The organism is Dorea sp. AM58-8 (assembly GCF_003464045.1).
Taxonomy (GTDB): Bacteria; Bacillota; Clostridia; order Lachnospirales; family Lachnospiraceae; genus Claveliimonas; species Claveliimonas ammoniilytica.
This window is the reverse complement of sequence record NZ_QSDM01000009.1, coordinates 96,009-118,285: the sequence shown is the minus strand read 5'-3', so window position 1 is coordinate 118,285 and position 22,277 is coordinate 96,009. Positions and strand designations below refer to the sequence as shown.

Annotated in this window: 14 protein-coding genes, 1 tRNA gene and 3 pseudogenes; 4 read left to right on the top strand and 14 right to left on the bottom strand. The window is 42.7% G+C overall.

The window, feature by feature from the left end; translation table 11 throughout:
- Positions 1-167: 167 nt before the first annotated feature.
- The 4 genes and pseudogenes from DXA18_RS08610 to DXA18_RS08595 form a co-directional block, all read right to left on the bottom strand.
- A tRNA-Leu gene (locus DXA18_RS08610) sits at positions 168-250 on the bottom strand.
- A gap of 89 nt (positions 251-339) precedes the next feature.
- A complete protein-coding gene (locus DXA18_RS08605) occupies positions 340-1,614 on the bottom strand; it encodes a diaminopimelate decarboxylase (RefSeq protein ID WP_118383561.1) in 1,275 nt (424 codons plus the stop codon).
- A gap of 29 nt (positions 1,615-1,643) precedes the next feature.
- On the bottom strand, positions 1,644-3,080 hold the full coding sequence (gene pyk, locus DXA18_RS08600; protein ID WP_118383560.1) for a pyruvate kinase: 1,437 nt from the start codon (positions 3,078-3,080) through the stop codon (positions 1,644-1,646).
- Between the two features lie 99 nt (positions 3,081-3,179).
- A pseudogene (locus DXA18_RS08595) lies at positions 3,180-4,036 on the bottom strand (rhomboid family intramembrane serine protease).
- 256 nt (positions 4,037-4,292) lie between these two features.
- Between DXA18_RS08595 and DXA18_RS08590 the strand changes: the two are divergent.
- The 3 genes and pseudogenes from DXA18_RS08590 (at position 4,293) to DXA18_RS08580 (ending at position 10,824) form a co-directional block, all read left to right on the top strand.
- A pseudogene (locus tag DXA18_RS08590) lies at positions 4,293-8,539 on the top strand (acyl-CoA dehydratase activase-related protein).
- 197 nt (positions 8,540-8,736) lie between these two features.
- On the top strand, positions 8,737-9,312 hold the full coding sequence (locus DXA18_RS08585) for a TetR/AcrR family transcriptional regulator C-terminal domain-containing protein (protein WP_118383558.1): 576 nt from the start codon (positions 8,737-8,739) through the stop codon (positions 9,310-9,312).
- A 142-nt stretch (positions 9,313-9,454) separates the two neighbouring features.
- Positions 9,455-10,824 (top strand): annotated as a pseudogene (locus tag DXA18_RS08580) (radical SAM protein).
- A 126-nt stretch (positions 10,825-10,950) separates the two neighbouring features.
- On the opposite strand, the gene gpmI reads toward DXA18_RS08580, so the two are convergent.
- The 9 genes from gpmI to DXA18_RS08535 form a co-directional block, all read right to left on the bottom strand.
- Positions 10,951-12,489, bottom strand: coding sequence for a 2,3-bisphosphoglycerate-independent phosphoglycerate mutase (gpmI, locus tag DXA18_RS08575; protein ID WP_118383557.1), 1,539 nt, complete (start codon positions 12,487-12,489; stop codon positions 10,951-10,953).
- A gap of 101 nt (positions 12,490-12,590) precedes the next feature.
- Entirely contained in the window at positions 12,591-13,340 is a 750-nt protein-coding gene (tpiA, locus tag DXA18_RS08570) for a triose-phosphate isomerase (protein ID WP_118383556.1), read from the bottom strand.
- A 21-nt stretch (positions 13,341-13,361) separates the two neighbouring features.
- Positions 13,362-14,555, bottom strand: coding sequence for a phosphoglycerate kinase (locus DXA18_RS08565; RefSeq protein WP_118383555.1), 1,194 nt, complete (start codon positions 14,553-14,555; stop codon positions 13,362-13,364).
- Between the two features lie 91 nt (positions 14,556-14,646).
- Positions 14,647-15,660 (bottom strand): type I glyceraldehyde-3-phosphate dehydrogenase, encoded by a 1,014-nt coding sequence (gene gap, locus DXA18_RS08560; RefSeq protein ID WP_118383554.1) that lies wholly within the window; start codon positions 15,658-15,660, stop codon positions 14,647-14,649.
- A gap of 192 nt (positions 15,661-15,852) precedes the next feature.
- Entirely contained in the window at positions 15,853-16,650 is a 798-nt protein-coding gene (locus DXA18_RS08555) for a histidinol-phosphatase HisJ family protein (RefSeq protein WP_118383553.1), read from the bottom strand.
- A 2-nt stretch (positions 16,651-16,652) separates the two neighbouring features.
- Positions 16,653-17,738: a tRNA 2-thiouridine(34) synthase MnmA gene (gene mnmA, locus DXA18_RS08550; RefSeq protein WP_118383552.1), complete on the bottom strand. Its 1,086-nt coding sequence runs from the start codon at positions 17,736-17,738 to the stop codon at positions 16,653-16,655.
- A 15-nt stretch (positions 17,739-17,753) separates the two neighbouring features.
- The gene (nifU, locus tag DXA18_RS08545; RefSeq protein ID WP_118383551.1) at positions 17,754-18,197 is read right to left on the bottom strand and encodes a Fe-S cluster assembly scaffold protein NifU; all 444 of its coding nucleotides are present in this window, start codon (positions 18,195-18,197) and stop codon (positions 17,754-17,756) included.
- 73 nt (positions 18,198-18,270) lie between these two features.
- Positions 18,271-19,455 (bottom strand): cysteine desulfurase NifS, encoded by a 1,185-nt coding sequence (gene nifS / locus DXA18_RS08540; protein ID WP_118383550.1) that lies wholly within the window; start codon positions 19,453-19,455, stop codon positions 18,271-18,273.
- A 62-nt stretch (positions 19,456-19,517) separates the two neighbouring features.
- On the bottom strand, positions 19,518-19,976 hold the full coding sequence (locus tag DXA18_RS08535; RefSeq protein ID WP_118383549.1) for an RrF2 family transcriptional regulator: 459 nt from the start codon (positions 19,974-19,976) through the stop codon (positions 19,518-19,520).
- 130 nt (positions 19,977-20,106) lie between these two features.
- Here DXA18_RS08535 and DXA18_RS08530 point away from each other — a divergent pair, with 130 nt between their 5' ends.
- On the top strand, positions 20,107-21,438 hold the full coding sequence (locus tag DXA18_RS08530) for an oligosaccharide flippase family protein (RefSeq protein ID WP_118383548.1): 1,332 nt from the start codon (positions 20,107-20,109) through the stop codon (positions 21,436-21,438).
- 71 nt (positions 21,439-21,509) lie between these two features.
- Here DXA18_RS08530 and DXA18_RS08525 read toward each other — a convergent pair whose 3' ends face one another.
- A complete protein-coding gene (locus DXA18_RS08525; RefSeq protein WP_118383547.1) occupies positions 21,510-22,247 on the bottom strand; it encodes a tyrosine-type recombinase/integrase in 738 nt (245 codons plus the stop codon).
- Between the last annotated feature and the right edge of the window lie 30 nt (positions 22,248-22,277).

Genomic DNA, 22,277 nt, shown 5'->3' with positions numbered 1-22,277 from the left:
GCGGTTTAGGACCCACACTTATTATATCATTGGAGGTTTTCTTATCTAGGGCTAAAGCCGTAAGGGGAACCACCAGCATAGCAGGTGGTTTTATTGTATAGGCATACAAAAAGAGAGCTACCGCTTCACGATTTTTTAATCGTTGAAGCGATAACTCCATTCTATAATGCGGATGGCGGGACTTGAACCCGCACGTAGTCACCTACGCAAGATTTTGAGTCTTGTGCGTCTGCCATTCCGCCACATCCGCATTCGGCTATTCATGAGCCGAAATTAATAATAGCACAGATTCTGCAAAAACACAATAGAAATCTGGAATTAATTATTAATAAATTTATTTTATTTCTTAGGAAGACGATCTGCAATATCAAAGCAGTCAAATGTTGCAAAGTAATCTGCCGGTGTCTCTGCACGGCGGATCAGCTGGGTAGAACCATCTTCTTTTAACAGTACCTCTGCTGAACGCAGACGTCCGTTGTAGTTGTATCCCATAGAATATCCATGTGCACCTGCATCGTGGATAAACAGCAAATCTCCCATATCGATCTTCGGGAGCATACGGTCTACTGCAAACTTATCACAGTTCTCGCACAAGCTTCCTGTCACATCATACATATGGTCACACGGTTCATTTTCCTTGCCCATTACAGTGATATGATGATATGCGCCATAGATTGCCGGACGCATCAGGTTTGCTGCGCATGCATCCACGCCAATGTATTCTTTGTGAGTATGCTTCTCGTGAATTGCTTTTGTAATAAGTCCGCCGTATGGTCCGAGCATAAATCTTCCAAGCTCTGTGTAGATTGCCACATCCCCCATTCCTGCCGGAACAAGTACTTCTTCGTATACCTTACGCACACCTTCACCGATTACAGCAATATCATTCGGCTCCTGATCCGGTTTGTAAGGAATACCGATACCACCTGACAGATTGATAAATTTGACATGTGCTCCGGTCTCTTTCTGCAGCTTAACAGCCAACTCAAAAAGCACCTTTGCAAGCATCGGATAATACTCATTTGTTACTGTATTACTTGCAAGGAATGCATGAATACCAAATTCCTTAGCGCCTTTACTCTTCAGAATACGGAAAGCATCAAAGATCTGCTCTGTGGTCATACCATATTTGGCATCACCCGGATTATCCATAATATCATTGGAAATCTTAAACAGTCCTCCCGGATTGTATCGACAGCTGATAATCTCCGGAATATAGCCAAGAGTCTCCTCCAGACAGTCAATATGAGTAATATCATCCAGATTAATGATGGCACCAAGCTTATCCGCATATGCAAATTCTTCTGCCGGAGTGTCATTAGATGAGAACATAATATCTCTTGGTTGAACTCCGGTAGCCTCTGACAGCATAAGCTCTGTCAGGGATGAGCAGTCATAGCCACAGCCATACTCTCTCAGAATATTCATAATAAATGGATTTGGTGTCGCCTTTACTGCGAAATACTCACGAAATCCTTTGTTCCATGCAAATGCATCTTTCAGAGCCTGAGCATTCTTACGAATGCCAGCCTCATCGTATAAATGAAATGGTGTCGGATACTCCTTCACAATCTCTTCCAACTGTTTCTTTGTGACAAACGGTGTCTTTTTCATCTGCGTCTTCCCTTCTGTAAAACTTTTATTTAATCAATAACTGCAATACGCATCATGTTGCTGACGCCTGCTTTGGTCTGCTTAAAGTTAGGTGATGGGATACCTGCTGTTACAATAACAATATCTCCTGTCTCTGCTTCCTGCTTGGCTGAAATCAGATCTACAGCGCCATTCAGGATGTCTTCTGTTGTAGCAAATGCCAGTGACTTATAAGAGCGAACACCCCAGTATAACTGCATTCTGCGCATAGTTCTGGAATCTGGTGTTACACCAAGAATGTCGGCTTTTGGTTTAAATTTAGACATCACTCTTGCTGTTGCTCCTGATACGGTTGGTGTTACGATACACTTTGCATTCAAATTAAGAGATGCAGCTACAGATGCATAACCGATTGCGGAAGAAATATCTTTTTTCTGGTGATCGCTGGTTCCATTCAGGATTGCTTCATAATCCAGATGCAATTCTGTATTTTCAACAATGTGTACCATCATATCCAAGGCTTCTACCGGGTATTTACCGTTAGCGGTTTCTCCGGACAGCATAACTGCATCCGTTCCGTCATATACTGCATTAGCAACGTCGGTTACTTCTGCTCTGGTCGGTCTTGGATTACGGATCATGGAATCCAGCATCTGTGTAGCAATAATAACCGGTTTGTAATTATCATTACATTTCTGGATAATCTGCTTCTGCAGATAAGGGACTTCCTCCGCCGGAATCTCAACCCCAAGATCGCCTCTGGCTACCATAATACCATCTGCACAGCGGATGATCTCGTCGATATTATCCACACCTTCTACACTCTCAATCTTGGCGATAACCGGAATATACGGTGCGCCACATTCCTTCAGCCATGCCTTGATCTCAAGAATACATTCTGCATTTCTTACAAATGAAGCAGCGATAAAATCAATATCTTGTTCTACACCGAATCGGATATCCTCTTTATCCTTTTCTGTAATGGCAGGAAGACGAATGGCAACTCCAGGTACATTCACACCCTTCTTCTCACCCAGCTCACCACCATTATCTACAATACATTTGATCTCTTTATCTGTTTTACCGGTAACCTTCAGCTCGATCAGTCCATCGTCAATCAAAATAATGCTTCCGACAACTACATCATCAATCAGTCCGGCGTATGTGATAGACACACCTGTCTCATCACCGATTTTTTCCTCAATGCTGAGTGTAAATGCATTGCCTTCTTTCAGGATAACCTTTTTACCATCTTTCAGCTGTCCGGTTCTGATCTCCGGTCCTTTGGTATCCAGAAGAATCGCAATCGGTTTCTTCTCCTGTTCGCGAAGTTCTTTCAACTGATCCATTCTTCCTTTATGTTCTTCATGTGAACCATGAGAAAAGTTAAATCTGGCAATATCCATTCCTGATTTGATTAGGGCGCGCATTACTTCTTTATCGTTTGATCCAGGTCCCATGGTACAGATAATTTTCGTTTTTTTCATAATTAATTTCTCCTCATTTAAAATTCTCTTCACTTAGGTTTCTTGTCCTGTTTCCTTTAGACATACAATGATCTTCTTAACCGGCATACATATAAAGTATTACTTCACATGTGTATGCGTAACAAGTGATCCTGACAATATTCATAATCACCGTTGCATCTTGAGCAATAACGGAATTCCAGATTCGGATCATCCAGTTCTGTCCTTCCGCACACCGCACAACGGTGTCTTGCGCCACCGGCATAGTGATTAACCGGACGCATTTTCTGTTTAAACTGCTGCTTCCGCATACGCTCTTTCGGACTGTAAGGCTTCATATTCCGCGAACACAAGAAAAAGATCACGAAATTCAGAATAGATACAACTGCTGCAAGTGCATTCGCCTTATAAAGAATACCATAATATCCTCCGCCATAAGCCGGAAGAAATGCCTGCAGTACTGTGTATCCAAAATACACTCCGTCAATAATCGCCAGCCATTTGGCTTTGATCGGGATCAGAAAGAACAGCAGAAACTCAAGATCTGGATACATCGCTGCAAATGCAAAAAACAGCGAAAGATTCAGATAGCTGGTTCCTAATGGCAGGGAAAGCCCTGTCAGAAGATAAACAATGATAGCTGCGATCACATGGAACAGCATTCCTGAAAAGAAATATACATTAAACCGGAATGCGCCCCAGGTCCTCTCAAGATTGGATCCCAGCACGTAATAAAAATACAATACAATAATGATAAACAGCAGACTCGAAGATGGTGGCTGAATGATAAATGTCACAATCCTCCATATCTGTCCATGCAGGATCGCCGCAGCATCCAGACTGAGATAATTATAATAAAATGATGGGTTAATCATCTGAAATACAAATCCTATCGCATACAGAATGATGATGTAATACATCAGATTGTGAATCGCATAGCGGCCGAATTTGCGTTCTAATTTGTCAAGCCAGTTCATATTCCTTCTCCTTAATCTTTGCTGTAAACATGTAGTTATTCTACCTTTTCCTTTTTTATTTGTCAATTACGCACCGATGAAAACATATATTTTACATATTTCCGCCCTGTATTTTATAAATTTTTCACTTGATCTCCGGCAACTTCTAATTGTGTTTTAGAAATGAATGTCGTATAATGTTAAAAGTTGTAAAAAAATACTTTACACATTTTAATAGGAAAAGACACATATTTATATACCAGAAAAGGAGATATCCATGAATAGAGATGAGATCTATACATTGGGAATTGATATTGGTTCTACTACAGTTAAGATTGCCATATTAGATTCTGCCAATGAAGTATTATTTTCAAGTTATGAGCGGCATTTCGCCAACATTCAGGAAACTCTTTCCGACCTTTTGGGGCGTGCAGCAGAGAAACTCGGCAGTATCCATGTTTCACCGGTCATCACCGGTTCCGGTGGACTGACACTTGCCAAGCATCTGGAAGTCCCATTCGTACAGGAAGTTGTGGCTGTATCCACTGCCCTTCAGGACTATGCCCCTCAGACCGATGTAGCAATCGAACTCGGCGGCGAAGATGCCAAGATCATTTATTTTGAAGGCGGTAATATTGAGCAGCGTATGAATGGTGTATGTGCCGGTGGTACCGGTTCTTTTATTGACCAGATGGCTTCTCTTCTTCAGACTGATGCATCAGGACTGAACGAGTATGCTAAAAATTATAAAGCGCTCTACACCATTGCAGCGCGCTGTGGTGTATTTGCCAAATCTGACATTCAGCCATTGATCAACGAAGGTGCATCGAAAGAAGACTTATCTGCCTCGATTTTCCAGGCAGTAGTCAATCAGACCATCAGTGGTCTTGCCTGCGGTAAACCAATTCGCGGACACGTAGCATTTCTTGGTGGACCGCTTCATTTTTTATCTGAATTGAAAGAGGCATTTATCCGTACTTTGAAGCTGGATGACGAACATACCATTGCTCCGGATCACTCCCACCTCTTTGCTGCTATTGGATCTGCGCTGAATTCTGAGCATGATCTGGACATACCTATTCAGACTATGCAGCAGAGACTTGCCGATCACATTCAGATGGACTTTGAAGTTGAGCGTATGCAGCCGCTCTTTGCCTCAGAAGATGACTATAACGAATTTACCAATCGTCATAATAAAGACCAGGTGCCAATGAAGGAACTGTCTTCCTACCATGGTAAAGCCTTCCTCGGTATTGATGCGGGCTCTACTACAACCAAAGCAGCACTGGTAGGTGAAGATGGCACTCTTCTGTACTCTTTCTACCATAATAATGAAGGAGATCCATTAGGTACTACCATTTCCGCAATCAAGGATATTTATTCCAGACTTCCGGAAGATGTGGAAATCGTCCACTCCTGCTCTACCGGATATGGTGAAGCTTTGATCAAAGCCGCTCTGATGCTGGACGAGGGTGAAGTTGAGACCGTATCCCATTATTATGCTGCATCTTTCTTTGAACCGGATGTAGACTGTATCCTGGATATCGGTGGTCAGGATATGAAATGCATCAAGATCAAGAACCAGACTGTAGACAGCGTACAACTTAACGAAGCATGCTCTTCCGGCTGTGGTTCTTTCATCGAGACCTTTGCCAAATCTTTGAACTTCTCTGTTCAGGATTTTGCACATGAAGCATTATTTGCCAAGAATCCGATCGATCTTGGAACACGTTGCACTGTATTTATGAATTCCAAAGTAAAGCAGGCACAGAAAGAAGGAGCTGAAGTCTCTGATATTTCTGCCGGTCTTGCTTACTCTGTTATTAAAAATGCATTATTTAAGGTAATCAAAGTATCTGACGCCTCTGAACTCGGTAAGCACATTGTTGTTCAGGGAGGTACGTTCTATAACGATGCTGTTCTTCGCAGCTTTGAAATGATCGCCGGATGCGATGCAGTTCGCCCGGATATTGCAGGTATCATGGGAGCATTTGGAGCCGCACTGATTGCCAGAGAGCGTTACGTAGACTGCGAAGGTACAACCATGCTGTCCATCGATGATATTAATGCTCTGGAATATCGCACAACTATGACCAAATGCAAGGGCTGCACCAACAACTGTCGTCTTACCATCAGCCATTTCAGCGGAGGACGTAAGTTTATTACGGGTAACCGTTGTGAACGTGGTCTTGGTAAAGAAAAAACAGCTAATAAATTACCGAACCTTTTTGATTATAAGATGCACCGGTATTTTGACTATGAACCATTATCGGAAGAAGAAGCAAAACGAGGGGTCATGGGTATTCCTCGTGTGCTTAATATGTACGAGAACTATCCGTTCTGGCATACTTTCTTTACCGAACTTGGATTCCGTGTAATTCTGACACCGGCATCTACAAGAAAAATATATGAGCTTGGTATTGAATCCATTCCAAGTGAGTCTGAGTGCTATCCGGCCAAGCTTGCGCATGGACATGTCCAGTGGCTGATCAACCAGAAGGTTCCACATATCTTCTATCCAAGCATCCCTTACGAGCGTCAGGAGTTCGAGGATGCCAACAACCACTACAACTGTCCGATCGTAACCTCCTATCCGGAGAATATTAAGAATAATATGGATGCGATCGTGAATGGAGAAGTCGACTTTATTCATCCATTCCTTTCATTCAAGAGCGAAGAGACTCTTTCTTCCAGTCTGACAGAAGAAATCGGAACAAGATTCTCCATCCCTGAAACAGAGATCAGATCCGCTGTACATAACGCATGGCTGGAGCTTGCAGCCTGCCGTGAGGATATGATGAAAAAAGGAGAAGAAACCATCGCATTCCTGAACGAGACCGGTAACCGTGGTATCGTTCTTGCCGGACGTCCATACCATATTGATCCTGAGGTTAACCATGGTCTTCCGGAACTGATCAATTCCTACAATATTGCCGTACTGACTGAAGACAGCGTGTCTCACCTGCATCAGGTAGAACGTCCGATCAATGTTATGGATCAGTGGATGTACCACTCTCGTCTGTATGCAGCAGCCAACTATGTGAAGACAACCGAGAATCTGGATCTGATCCAGCTGAATTCCTTTGGCTGTGGTCTGGATGCAGTTACAACCGATCAGGTAGCAGATATTCTGAATCGCTCAGACAAGATCTACACCACCTTAAAGATTGATGAGGTTAATAACCTTGGTGCAGCACGTATTCGTGTCCGCTCCCTGCTTGCCGCCCTTCGTGTGCGTGAACAGCGTGGAACCAAACGCGAGATTCGTCCTGCTAACATTACCAAGGTGCCATTTACCAAAGAAATGCGTAAAGAATATACCATTCTTTGCCCTCAGATGTCACCGATTCACTTTTCACTCTTAGAGCCGGCATTCCGTGCTTCCGGTTATAAGATTGAAGTACTTCCGAATGACAACAAACAGGCAGTCGATGTTGGATTAAAATACGTAAACAATGATGCCTGCTATCCATCACTGATGGTGGTCGGCCAGATTATGGAAGCAATTCTTTCTGGCAAATACGATACCGATAAGATCGCTGTCATCATCAGTCAGACCGGTGGTGGATGCCGTGCTTCCAACTATATTGGATTTATCCGCCGTGCACTGAAAAAAGCCGGATACGCACATATTCCGGTCATCTCCATCAACTTAAGCGGACTGGAAGGTAATCCTGGATTCAAGATCACCGCTCCACTGATTGTCCGCGGTGTATATGCAGCTGTATTCGGAGACATTTTCATGAAATGTGTATATCGTCTCCGTCCATACGAGGCTGTACCTGGATCTGTGAACGCTATGCATAAGAAATGGGAAAAACGCTGCGCTGATTTTGTGTCCAATGGTTATCCATCCAGACATAAGTTTAAGAAAATGTGTCGCGAGATCATTGAAGATTTTGATAATATCGAACTTCTGGATATCAAAAAACCTCGTGTTGGTGTTGTTGGTGAAATCTTGGTTAAGTTCCTGCCTGCAGCCAACAACCATCTGGTAGACCTTCTGGAAAACGAAGGTGCTGAGGCAGTTGTTCCTGATCTTCTGGACTTCCTGAACTACTGCTTCTATAATCAGACATTCAAAGTAGAGAAACTTGGATTTGCCAAAAAGCAGAAAATGCTTGGTAACCTTGGAATCAAAGCTATCGAATGGCTTCGTGCCCCGGCAACGGAAGCATTTAAAAAGAGTAAACATTTTGCCCCGCCGGCTAAGATCGAAGATCTTGGTAAAATGGCGTCCGAAATCGTATCCCTCGGTAACCAGACCGGTGAAGGATGGTTCCTTACCGGAGAAATGTTAGAACTGATCCACAGCGGTGCATCCAACATCGTTTGTACACAGCCATTTGCATGTCTGCCAAACCATGTGTAGGTAAAGGTGTTATCAAAGAACTCCGCAGGCGTTACCCTCAGGCAAATATCGTAGCCATCGACTATGATCCGGGTGCCAGCGAGGTTAACCAGCTGAACCGTATCAAATTAATGCTGTCAACTGCTAGCAAGAATCTTGATGCTTCTAATTAAAGTCGAACGTCCGTGAGACTTGGCGCGTGATTCTGGTCAGCAAAGCTGACATATTCCTATCAGAATCACTGCGCATCCTCGCGGAGCGTTTATCTCAGTCGGAGATTGGACTCCCACTGAGACAAATTTGCTATTTCTCACCACCTGAAGAGGTTGGAGTCTTCTCGACTGAGATAAATATTTGAAAGGAGTATTCTATGCGGCAATCTACCAAACAGGCTCTTTCGGAAACTTTTAAAATACTTCTGGAAGCCCGAACGATTGATAAGATTACAGTAAAAGATATTGTGACTAAATGCGGGGTAAACCGTCAGACTTTTTATTATCATTTCCGTGACATCTATGAACTGATGGAATGGACTCTGGAGAATGATATCAGAGAATATTTATCCGATATATCAGATTTCTCTGAAGATTCTCTGATTATCGAATGGAAGGAAAGCATTTATCACTTATATCAATTCCTTTATTCCAGAAAAAAGCAGATTCTTCATGCATATGATCCCGTTAATAAAACATATTATGAGAATTTTCTGCTGAAATTTATTACACCGATCATAGACTACCGCATTTCCCTGTGCACGTCAGCTTCGTCTGTACCAAAGGAAAAACGTGTATTTGTTACCAAAGCCTATACGTGGATCTGCCTCGAACTGATTCTCGAATGGTTAGAACACGGTATGCCAAATGAACATAAAATTCAGTTGGATGATTATCTTACCTTAGTAGATGGCAGTCTTGATACTGCTCTTGAACGTTTCATCCAAAGATAGCATTTTATTCCTCACATACCTTTTAGACAGAGTAATCCTTGTGTCAAAATTTTTGACACAGGGATTTTTTTGTCGATTGTTAATTTCAAACAGATATATATCATTATATATATAACTGAAAGAAATAAGTATAAATGGAGGAATGAATATTATGGATACTTCAAGCAGAATTGTACAATATGGTCTGAAAACCGCATTTAATTATATTGAAAAGAACCCAGAACAGAATCTTCCGAAGCTTATGGATTGGGTAGACAAATTAGCCGGCGATGGACCGAACAGCTATCCATCCCAGCGTGCCGCAATCCGAAAGGTCATTAATAATCCGGACAACAACATGTATCAGCTTATTATTAATATACTGACAGAGATTGATCCCGGCATATTAAAAGCAGTGTTTGAAAATTTCTTTCTCAATGCCAACTTACTTGGATGGAAAAGACAAACAGAGTTGCGCGAAAAATACCACTGTAATATTCCATGGGCAATCCTACTCGATCCTACATCTGCCTGTAATCTGCACTGTACAGGTTGTTGGGCAGCCGAATATGGAAACAAGCTAAACCTGACCTTTGATGAGATTGATTCTATCATTATGCAGGGGAAAGAAATGGGCATCTACATGTACATATATACCGGTGGTGAACCGTTGGTACGTAAAAAAGATCTGATCGCATTATGCAGAAAGCATCATGACTGCCAGTTTCTTTCTTTTACCAATGCAACCCTTATTGATGAAGAATTTGCTGAACAGATGCTGGATGTAAAGAACTTCATTCCTGCAATTAGCGTAGAGGGATTTGAAGAAGCCACCGATGGACGCCGTGGAAACGGAACATTCCAGAAGGTTGTAAAAGCTATGAACCTATTAAAAGAGAAGAAACTTCCATTTGGTATCAGTTGCTGCTATACCAGTCAGAACCTGGATTCTATCAGCAGTGATGAATACTTTGACCAGATGATCAAATGGGGAGCCAAGTTTGTATGGTATTTCCACTATATGCCGATTGGAAATGATGCTGTACCAGAACTCCTGCCAACACCTGAGCAGCGTGAATATATGTATCATAAGATCCGTCAGGTACGTGCAACCAAACCAATTTTTGCTATGGATTTTCAGAACGACGGCGAATACGTAGGCGGATGTATCGCCGGTGGACGCCGCTATCTGCATATCAATGCGAATGGCGACTGCGACCCATGCGTATTCATCCATTATTCCGATTCCAATATCCGCGAGAAGAGCCTGCTAGAAGTGCTTCAGTCTCCGATGTTCATGGCATATCACGATGGTCAACCATTCAATGAGAACCATCTGAAACCGTGTCCGATGCTTGAGAACCCACAGCTCCTGCGGCAGATGGTTGCAAAACCGGTGCACATTCTACTGACCTCCAGTCACCGGAAAGTGCCGATCACCTCTGTGATAAATGTATGGCATATGCTGAGAACTGGACTCCGACCGCTGAACGGTTATGGAGCAATAGCTGCCGATGCAAAAAGGCTGAATAATCTGACACCCATTTTAACCTATCCTATATAAAATGAGCGCCCGGACATTACGTCTGGACGCTCATTCTATATCCTCAGATCACACTCTCTGTAATCTTTGTTCTTACAACCATTCATTATTTTCAATTACTTTACAAGCAGTGATTTACCTGTCATTTCTTTTGGCTGTTCCAGTCCCATCAGCTCGATCAGAGTCGGTGCGATATCTGCAAGGCATCCACCCTCACGAAGCTTGTATGCAGGATCTGCATTTACCAGAATAAATGGTACCGGATTGGTTGTATGTGCTGTAAATGGCTCACCTGTCTCTTTGTCAATCAGCTGTTCTGCATTGCCGTGGTCAGCACAGATAAACATCTGTCCATCTACTTCACGGATTGCATCTACTGCTTTTCCAACACATGCATCTACAGCTTCAATTGCTGCGATTGCTGCAGGTTCTACGCCAGTATGGCCTACCATATCCGGGTTAGCAAAGTTGATGATGATCACATCATATTTGTCAGATTTAATCGCATCTACCAGCTTATCACATACTTCGTACGCGCTCATCTCCGGCTTCATATCATAAGTTGCAACCTTTGGTGATTTTACAAGAATACGATCCTCACCATCATTTGGTTCCTCAACACCGCCGTTAAAGAAGAATGTTACATGTGCATACTTTTCTGTCTCTGCAATACGTGCCTGTTTCAGACCATTAGCAGCAAGGAACTCACCAAATGTATTGGTAATCTCTTCTTTTACAAACGCAACCAGTTTGTTAGGAATGGTCACATCATACTCTGTAAAACAAACATATGTGGTGTGGATTCTTTCTCCACGATCAAATCCGTCAAATGCATCATCACAGAATGTTCTTGTAATCTCTCTTGCACGATCCGGACGGAAATTAAAGAAGATCACAGAATCGTTATCTTTGATCGTAGCTACCGGGGCTCCATCTTTTTCTACAACAGTCGGAAGTACAAATTCATCCGTTACATCCTTATCATAAGAAGCCTGAATGCCTTCTGTAGCACTTGTAGTCTTCTCACCCTCGCCAAATACGAGTGCACGGTATGCTTTTTCTACTCGATCCCATCTGTTATCACGGTCCATAACATAATAACGTCCCATGACAGATGCCACTTCACCTACGCCGATTTCTGCCATCCTGGCTTCAAGTTCAGCTACGTATTCTTTACCAGATGCCGGTGGTGTGTCACGACCATCAAGGAAGCAGTGTACATATACTTTCTCGATCCCCTGACGCTTGGCCAGTTCCAGGAGTCCGTAAATGTGTGAATTATGGCTGTGTACACCTCCATCGGATACCAGACCATATAAATGCAGTGCAGAAGCATTTTTCTTTACATTCTCGCATGCGGCAAGCAATGCCTTATTCTCAAAGAAATCTCCATCCTGAATTGCTTTTGTGATCTTAGTCAGATCCTGATATACGATACGTCCGGCTCCCATGTTCAGATGTCCTACCTCTGAGTTACCCATCTGACCATCCGGAAGACCTACAGCAAGTCCACTTGCGTTACCCTGTACAAATGGGCATTCAGCCATCAGTTTGTCCATAACCGGCTTCTTAGCCTCCGCTACGGCATTACCTTTGGTCTCATTATTTAATCCATAACCATCTAAAATCATGAGTACGGTTGGTTTCTTGCTCATTATTCTATCTCCTCTATGTTCTACTATTTTTTATCACAAATTCATAAAAACACAAAATCGCAGGGGCGAATCTTTCCACCCCCACGACCTGAAATTTTGTCTTATTTGTAGTTAACGATTTTTCCGAAATCTGGCTTCAGAGCTGCGCCGCCTACAAGACCACCGTCGATATCCGGCTGAGCAAATAATTCAGGAGCTGTAGTAGCATTAACAGATCCGCCGTACTGAATACGGATTGCTTCTGCAGTAGCTTCATCATATACTTCAGCGATGCAGGCACGAATACCTGAGCATACTTCCTGAGCCTGCTCTGTCGTAGCTGTCTTACCTGTTCCGATAGCCCAGATTGGCTCGTAAGCGATAACCATTGTCTTAGCCTGATCAGCTGTTACATTCTGCAGACCAACTTTAACCTGCTGACGGATGAAGTCCATTGTAACTCCCTGCTCTCTCTGCTCAAGAGTCTCTCCACAGCACATGATTGGTGTAATACCATGCTCAAAAGCTTTCAGGACTTTCTTGTTAACTGTCTCGTTAGTCTCAGCAAAATACTCTCTTCTCTCTGAATGTCCAAGTACTACATACTTAACACCGGCATCTACCAGCATAGCCGGTGAAATCTCGCCTGTGTAAGCACCTTTCTCTTCAAAGTACATGTTCTCAGCACCAACCTGAATGTTAGTTCCTTTAACAGCCTCAGCTACCGGAATAATATCAATAGCCGGTACGCAGAATACTACGTCCACATCATCACTAGCTACCAGCGGTTTCAGTTCCTCAACAAGGGCTACTGCCTCGCTTGGCGTCTTATTCATTTTCCAGTTACCTGCAACAATTTTTCTTCTTGCCATGTTTGTTCTACCTCTTTCTTCTTATTTATCGTTAGCAGCAGCCACACCAGGAAGTTCCTTTCCTTCCAGGAATTCCAGAGAAGCTCCACCACCTGTAGAGATGTGTGTCATCTTATCTCCGTATCCAAGCTGGTTAACTGCTGCTGCAGAATCACCACCGCCAATGATAGTAACAGCGTCTGTCTCAGCAAGAGCCTTAGCTACTGCCTCTGTACCCTTTGCAAAGTTCGGCATCTCAAAACATCCCATTGGTCCATTCCATACAACTGTCTTCGCATCTTTTACTGCTGCTGCAAAGATCTTAGCTGTCTCTGGTCCGATATCAAGACCTTCCCAACCTTCTGGAATCTCACCAGCATTTACCACTTTGCTGTTAGCATCATTTGAAAAATCATCTGCGACCACATTATCTACCGGCAGAAGGAGTTTAACGCCCTTTTCATCTGCTTTCTTCAGCATGTTCAGTGCATATTCACAATAGTCTTCCTCAAGCAGGGATTTACCAACTGAGCCACCTTTTGCTTTGCAGAATGTGTAAGACATTCCACCACCGATGATCAGGGTATCTACCTTATCGAGCAAATTCTCGATTACAGAAATCTTGCTTGATACTTTAGCTCCGCCAAGGATAGCAACAAACGGTCTCTCCGGATTATTAACTGCATTGCCAAGGAAGTCAATCTCTTTCTGCATCAGGTAACCAACCACAGCTGTATCAACAAACTGTGTTACACCTACGTTAGAGCAGTGTGCTCTGTGAGCTGTACCAAATGCATCATTTACAAAAACATCGCAAAGAGAAGCCAGATCCTTAGAGAATGCCTCTCCGTTCTTTGTCTCTTCTGCTCTGTATCGTGTATTCTGAAGAAGAATCACCTCTCCGTCTTTCATAGCGTCAACAGCAGCTTTTACACTGTCATCTACTACTACATCACTCGGAACAAATTTAACTTCCTGATCCAGCAGTTCTGAAAGGCGAACAGCTACCGGTGCCAGTGAGAGTTCCGGCTTTGGTTCTCCCTTTGGCTTACCAAGATGTGAGCAAAGGATCACACGTCCTCCATCAGCAATCAGCTTCTTGATTGTAGGAAGTGCAGCTACCAGACGGTTCTCGTCTGTGATCTTACCATCGATCAATGGTACATTAAAATCACATCTGCACAGAACCTTTTTCCCCTTTACATTAATATCATCAACAAATTTTTTGTTAAGCATAATTTCATCTCCTTCAAATTAATCATGATAGAAAAAAGGATCCGGTCCAAACCGACCGGACCCTTTTGAGTCTCTTATAAAATCAATTACATTATGCTAATTCAGCAAAGTATTTGATTGTTCTAACCATCTGGCTTGTGTAAGAGTTCTCATTGTCATACCAAGAAACAACCTGAACCTCTGTAGTTCCGTTGTCAAGTGGCAGAACCATTGTCTGAGTAGAATCAAACAGAGAACCATATCTCATACCAACGATATCGCTGGAAACGATCTCATCTGTGTTGTATCCGAATGACTCTGTAGAAGCTGCCTTCATAGCTGCGTTGATCTGATCAACTGTAACTTCTCCGTCAACAACTGCTGTCAGGATTGTTGTAGATCCTGTAGGGGTTGGTACACGCTGAGCAGCTCCGATAAGCTTTCCGTTCAGTTCTGGGATAACCAGACCGATTGCTTTAGCAGCACCTGTGCTGTTAGGAACGATGTTAACTGCTGCTGCACGAGATCTTCTCAGGTCACCCTTTCTCTGTGGGCCATCAAGAGTCATCTGATCTCCTGTGTAAGCGTGAATTGTGCACATGATACCAGACTTGATCGGTGCAAGATCGTTCAGAGCCTTAGCCATTGGTGCAAGACAGTTTGTTGTACAAGAAGCTGCAGAAATAACTGTATCTTCTGGCTTAAGTACGTTATGGTTTACATTGTATACGATTGTAGGAAGGTCATTTCCTGCTGGTGCAGAGATAACAACTTTTCTAGCTCCTGCCTTGATGTGAGCAGATGCTTTTTCTTTAGATGTGTAGAATCCTGTACACTCCAGAACTACGTCTACACCGATCTCTCCCCAAGGAAGCTCTTCAGCGTTAGCCTTTGCATAAATCTTGATTTCTTTTCCGTCTACGATGATAGAATCATCTGTAGCTTCAACCTTGTCAGCCAGAGCGTATGTTCCCTGTGATGAGTCATACTTTAACAGGTGAGCAAGCATCTTAGGTGATGTAAGGTCATTGATTGCAACTACATCGTATCCTTCTGCTCCGAACATCTGTCTGAATGCAAGACGTCCAATACGTCCAAATCCATTAATCGCTACTTTTACTGCCATGATTAATTCCTCCTAATATGATTTTGACTGTTATACAGCCGTTTTTATTTGAAATTCCTTAACATCTCGTTAAAGAATCATCAACCAGTCTTAATTTTACTAAATATCGCAAAAAAATTCAACCCTCTTTTATCTTTTTATAATAGGAACGGTATTTCTTTCAAAAAACCGTGGATTTTCCACATTTTTCTATTAAATTTTCACAAAGAGTGGTTTTCTTCCTTTGAACTCCGTATAATACTTGAATCCACAGGATTTTAAAATATCATCAGCCAGATGATAGTCGTAAGCAATATGCTCAGGGATATGTCCATCTGCGCCGACTGTGATAATCTCACCGCCAAGCTCCCGATATCGTTTTATGATCTCCGGCTGCGGATGTGGTGCTCCCAACCCATACTTAAGACCGGACATATTCATCTCAATGCCCTTGCCATGCGCGATCACCTGTTTTAATATTTCTTCGATTATATCCATATAATCATTTAAATCAAAGCCCTTACTTCCCTGATTGCTGTATCTCACAATGTAATCCAGATGTCCCAGCACATCGTACGATTTAATCTTCTGTACATCCTGAAGCATTTCCTCAAAATAGATCTTATATCCTTCCGGATCACTGTGCTTCTGAAAGAAATCCAGTGCCACATCATGTTCCAGCACCGAATGCACAGAACCGATCACAAAATCAAACGGATGCTGCGCTATGAAATTCTGATAATATTCCGCAAGATACGGCTGCATGCCAATCTCTGCACCGATCCGGATATCAATCTGATCCCGGTATTCTTCCTGCAGCTCTATCATTTTCTGAAAATACGATTCCACATCGAATATTGCTTCATCGCCCCAGTCCAGATTATCTTTATCGTAATGATCCGTAAAACAGATTACCGACAGACCTTTTGCGATCGCACTCTCGACCATATCTTCCGGTCTGGTCTCCGAATCATTCGAAAAACCGCAATGCATATGCACATCTGCTCTCATATCTATTTTCCTCCCGTAATCGTACCGCCACCCAGCACATATTCACCGTCATACCATACGACTGCCTGTCCAGGCGTCACAGCGCGTTGTGGTTCGTCAAATGTACAGACTACTTCATCCGGTCCTGTCTTTTCAATCACACACCACGCACCTTTATGATTATATCGAATCTTCGCCCACACTCGTTTTGGTTCTGCAAGATCCTCCACGGACATGAAATTCAGCTGAACTGCCCGTACTGTATTTGTTAGTGACTCATCGTATCCACCGATCACTACTTCATTAGTCTCCGGTCTGATTTCAAGAACAAACGCAGGATATCCAAGTGCCAGTCCCAGTCCTTTACGCTGGCCGACAGTGTAATGGATAATCCCCTTATGACGTCCAATCACCTTACCATCTGCAGTCACAAAATTACCTTCCGGGAATCTGGTATCTCTGTATTCTTCAATAAAAGACGCATAATCACCGTCCGGCACAAAGCAAATGTCCTGACTGTCAGGCTTATGTGCCACAGGAAGACAGGCTTCCTCAGCCATCTTACGGATCTCATCCTTTTCGTAAGCACCTACCGGCATTAACGTTCTTGAAAGCTGATCCTGTGTAAGATTATACAAAGCATAAGTCTGATCCTTTTTTTCGGTACGAGATGTACGCAATGCATATCTGCCATTCGGCAGCTTATCCACCCGCGCATAATGACCGGTTGCAATATAGTCGGCACCAATATCCATACTTCTCTTAAGAAGAGATTCCCATTTCACATATCGATTACATGCAATACATGGATTCGGCGTTCTGCCGTTGGTATATTCTTCCACAAAATAATCGATTACATACGCACGAAAATCGTCTTTAAAATTCATTACATAATAAGGAATTCCAATCTCGGCCGCAACTCTTCTGGCATCATCCACTGCACTCAATCCACAGCATCCGCCATTCTCTTCCTGGATGAATTCGTCTTCATCCTGCCAGATCTGCATCGTCACACCAATCACATCATAACCCTGCTGTTTCAAAAGCAAAGCTGCCACCGATGAATCTACTCCACCGGACATTCCTACTACTACTTTCTTACGGTCCATATTTCCCGTCCTTTTTTAATATTCCTCTTCTTCCTCTTCTTCGCCTTCATGGATATCTGACTTCGGCTCAGAAAGTCCCTTGATCTCGATACCATTCTTCTCTGCATAATCCCAGAGTGCCGCATGAATTGCTTCTTCGGCAAGAAGTGAGCAGTGTACTTTTACCGGCGGAAGTCCGTCCAGAGCTTCCATAACCGCTTTATTAGTCACTTCCATGGCTTCCTGGATATTCTTTCCTTTTACCAGTTCTGTAGCCATACTGCTGGTTGCGACAGCCGCGCCACAGCCAAATGTCTTAAACTTTACATCTCGGATAATCTGATTTTCATCAATATCCAGATAAATTCTCATGATATCTCCACATTTTGCATTACCAACTGTACCCACACCGCTGGCGTTCTCAATCTCTCCCATATTTCTAGGATGCTGGAAATGATCCATTACCTTTTCTGTATACATAGTTTTCCTCCAATTTTATCTCTGTTTTGTCTCTGTCTATATTCAAGTCGAACGTCCTGAACAATCTGTATAATTATCTGTTCTGTTTTCTAACAAAATCTTCATAAAGTGGTGACATTGCACGAAGGTCAGCCACAATCTTCTTCAGACAATCTACTACATAATCAATATCTTCTTTGGTTGTATCTTCACCCAATGTCAGGCGAAGTGATCCGTGAGCAATCTCATGAGGCAATCCGATTGCAAGAAGAACATGTGACGGATCCAGGGATCCCGATGTACATGCTGAACCGCTTGATCCACAGATTCCTTTCATGTCAAGCATGATCAGAAGCGACTCACCTTCTACGAAGCGGAAACAGAAGTTTGCATTATTCGGAAGTCTCTTTTCTCTGTGACCATTAAGCTTTGTGTAAGGAATCTCATTCATTACACGCTCAATCAGATAATCTCTTAATTCAATCTCTTTATCTGTACGTTCTTTCATCGTACGCATTGCTCTTGCTGCTGCTGTACCGATTCCAACGATTCCAGGCACATTCTCTGTACCGGCACGACGTTTTCTTTCCTGCGCTCCGCCATGAATAAATGAACGAATCTTAACACCTTTACGGATGTATGCGAAACCAATTCCCTTTGGTCCGTTAAATTTGTGTCCGCTTGCACTGAGCATATCGATATGATACTCATCTACATTAATCGGCACCTGACCAAATGCCTGTACTGCATCTGTATGGAACAGAATTCCATGTTCATGTGCGATCTCACCGATCTCACGGATTGGCTGAATCGTTCCGATCTCATTATTTGCAAACATGACTGAAATCAAAATTGTAGTCGGACGGATCGCTGCTTTTAATTCTTCCAGATCCACAACACCGTTCTCATCTACTCCAACGTATGTTACTTCGATACCTTTCTTTTCCAGGTATTCACAGCTGTGCAGAATTGCATGATGCTCAATCTTAGTTGTAATAATGTGATTCCCTTTGTCTGCATATGCATCAGCAGTTGCTTTCAGAACCCAGTTATCTGACTCAGATCCACCGGCAGTAAAATAAATCTCATTAGACTGAGCTCCAAGTGCCTCTGCAATGATCTCTCGCTGCTTTGTAATTACATCTTTGTTCTGAGATCCGATGCTATATACGGTAGACGGGTTACCATACTTTTCTGTAAAATATGGGATCATGGCATCCAGTACTTCCGGTGCCGTCCTTGTAGTAGCTGCATTATCCAGATAAATAATCTTTTCCATTCTGTATTTCCTCCTTAAGGTCTGTATCTTTTTGTCTTCCTGATCAATCTGCTGATCCTATTCTATTGATCACATTTCTTTGCATGACTTCTGTCACTTCCAGATAGCTGCCTGCTTTCTTTTACGAGTGTATCCAGCTTCATCTCATCTACCGTTCGATTAATGCTTTCATTAATCTTCCTCCAGACATACTTGGTGACACACTCTCCGGCTGCTTCGCATTCCCCATCTGGATTGAATCCATCACAATCTACAGGTTCCAGGCTTCCCTCCAGGGCACGAAGCACATCACCTACCGATATTTCAGAAGCATCCCTCGCCAGCACATATCCGCCGCCGGCTCCGCGTACGCTTCGAATCAGTCCATTCTTTCTGAGTAAAGACATCAACTGCTCCAGATATCGTTCTGAAAGGCTTTGGCGTTCTGCAATCTTACAGATCGGTACCGGTTCTTTCTCACTGTATACCGCGATATCAATCATTGCACGCAGTCCATATCTTCCCTTTGTAGAAAGCTTCAATTCATCACCTTCTTTTAAATCCCTACTTTTTTACTAGGATTTACGTATGTAGAATATCACTGGGAAATGGTTCTGTCAAGGCGAATTTGGGAATAAATTATAAAGATAATGTAAATAAAGGGGTCACTCCATGCAGCGAAAGATTCTCATTAAAGGAACATTAATTCTTACATTTACAGGCATTGCTACCCGATTGATCGGTTTCTTCTACCGGATTTTCTTAAGCCGTTCCTTCGGAGAAACAGCAGTTGGTCTATATCAGTTGATTTTTCCTGTCTATGCACTTGCAATTTCATTCACAAGTGCTGGTATCCAAACCGCTGTTTCCAGATCGGTTGCACGTGAGCACACACTTCATCGAGACAAAAAATGCACCTGCCTTCTTTACACTGGGATAGGACTTTCTTTTCTGTTATCTATGATTACCATGTATCTGCTTCAGCATTACAACTCTGCAATCGCAATTCATTTTTTACACGAGCCAAGATGCATGTTTTCTATTACTGCCATGTCATACGCAATCCCCTTTGCATCCATTCACAGTTGTATCTGTGGATATTACCTGGGGTTAAAGCAGACACGTATTCCGGCATTTTCACAACTAATCGAGCAGACTTCCCGGGTTGTTTTTGTCTGTCTATTATTTACCGTTTTTACGAGAAACGGTTCCCATGCGAACGTTGCTCTCGCAGTCGCCGGACTTGCAGCCGGAGAATTTTTCTCTATGAGTTACAGCCTGTATATTCTTCGCAGCAAACAGGGTATTACACTTGCGCATAGCCAGGCTACTCCTTCCATGTTTATATCTTCCTTAAAAGAGTTAACAGCTTTGTCCGTTCCGTTAACTGCTAATCGAATACTTCTGAATATTTTGCAGAGCATTGAAGCCATATCCATTCCAGTGCAGCTTCGTGTCTTTGGCATGGATACGAATAATGCATTACGTATGTATGGCGTGTTGACAGGCATGGCACTTCCATTGATTTTGTTTCCAACTGCAGTCAGCAATTCAATAGCCTCTATGACATTACCTGCCATTGCAGAGCTGCAGGCATCCAGAAATCATACTGCCATAAAAATTTTTGTCAGTAGACTATGCCTTGGAAGTCTCCTGTTGGGAGCAATGTGCAGCGTAGTTTTTTTATTTGGCGGCAGTCTTGCAGGTACCTGGTTCTTTCACAGTTCGCTTGCCGGTAAATTCATCACCACATTGGCCTGGATCTGTCCATTCCTATACACTAACAGTATCCTCACAAGTATAATCAATGGTCTCGGCAAACCATTTATTTCTTTTCTGTACAACAGTCTTCACCTGATCATCCGAATTCTGAGTATCTACCTATATATTCCGCAGAAAGGAATCTACGGTTATTTAATCGGATTATTATTCAGCCAGGTACTTCTGTTCTTTTTGTCTCTTCAATTTTTATATCGATATTTCCAAAAAAGCGAGATAACATAAGAGCCACACCCATAAAGGATGTGGCTCTTGATTTATTGTCTTTTATAATTCTGTTGAGTTAAAAGGACCAATCAAGAATGACGAAGCATACTTGGAGTAATTGTTCCCTTAATTCCTGCCTTAGCAGCATAACCTTTCAGAATCTTCCAAAAGCCCTGACGGCTCATCTTCTTTCCTGAAATATTCGGGAAAAGAATGTCTGATTCCGTACCCTTAAGCAGCTTATCACGACCGCTTCTCAAATATGCGTTCATTGCTTTCTGCGCCTGACGATCTAACGGATATGCATTCTGATTACCTTCAAAATGGCACTGCAAATATCCAAGTTCTGTATTGATATCGCCCACTTTCAGACCGACCAGTTCTTCTACCATGATACCGGTAGAATATAACAGTTCGATCATTGCTTTGTCTCTCAAAAGCTTCGGTGTCTTGCCATTAGGAACAGCAAGCACTTTCTTAACATCTTCCTTGGATGCACTCTTCGGTGCACGCCGCTCAATCTTTGGACTGGTCAGTGTAGAAGACACATCCTCATCCAGAATTCCTTCTCTGACAAGATATTGGAAAAATCCTTTTATGGATGCAACATTTCTTGATATTGTCGTATTGGTCAGCCCTTGTTTCTCCATATAAAGCATGTAAGAATTCAAATTTGTGACCGTAATCTGTGTAACATCAGATACATTCTGTGCATCAAGATACTTTACAAGCTTCATCAGATCACGCCTGTATGCCATCTCAGTATTCAAGGAAATTCCTTTTGTTTTTTTCAGATATTCAACATACTCTAATACTTTATTTTCCATATTCTTATCTCCTATTGTATATATAAGATT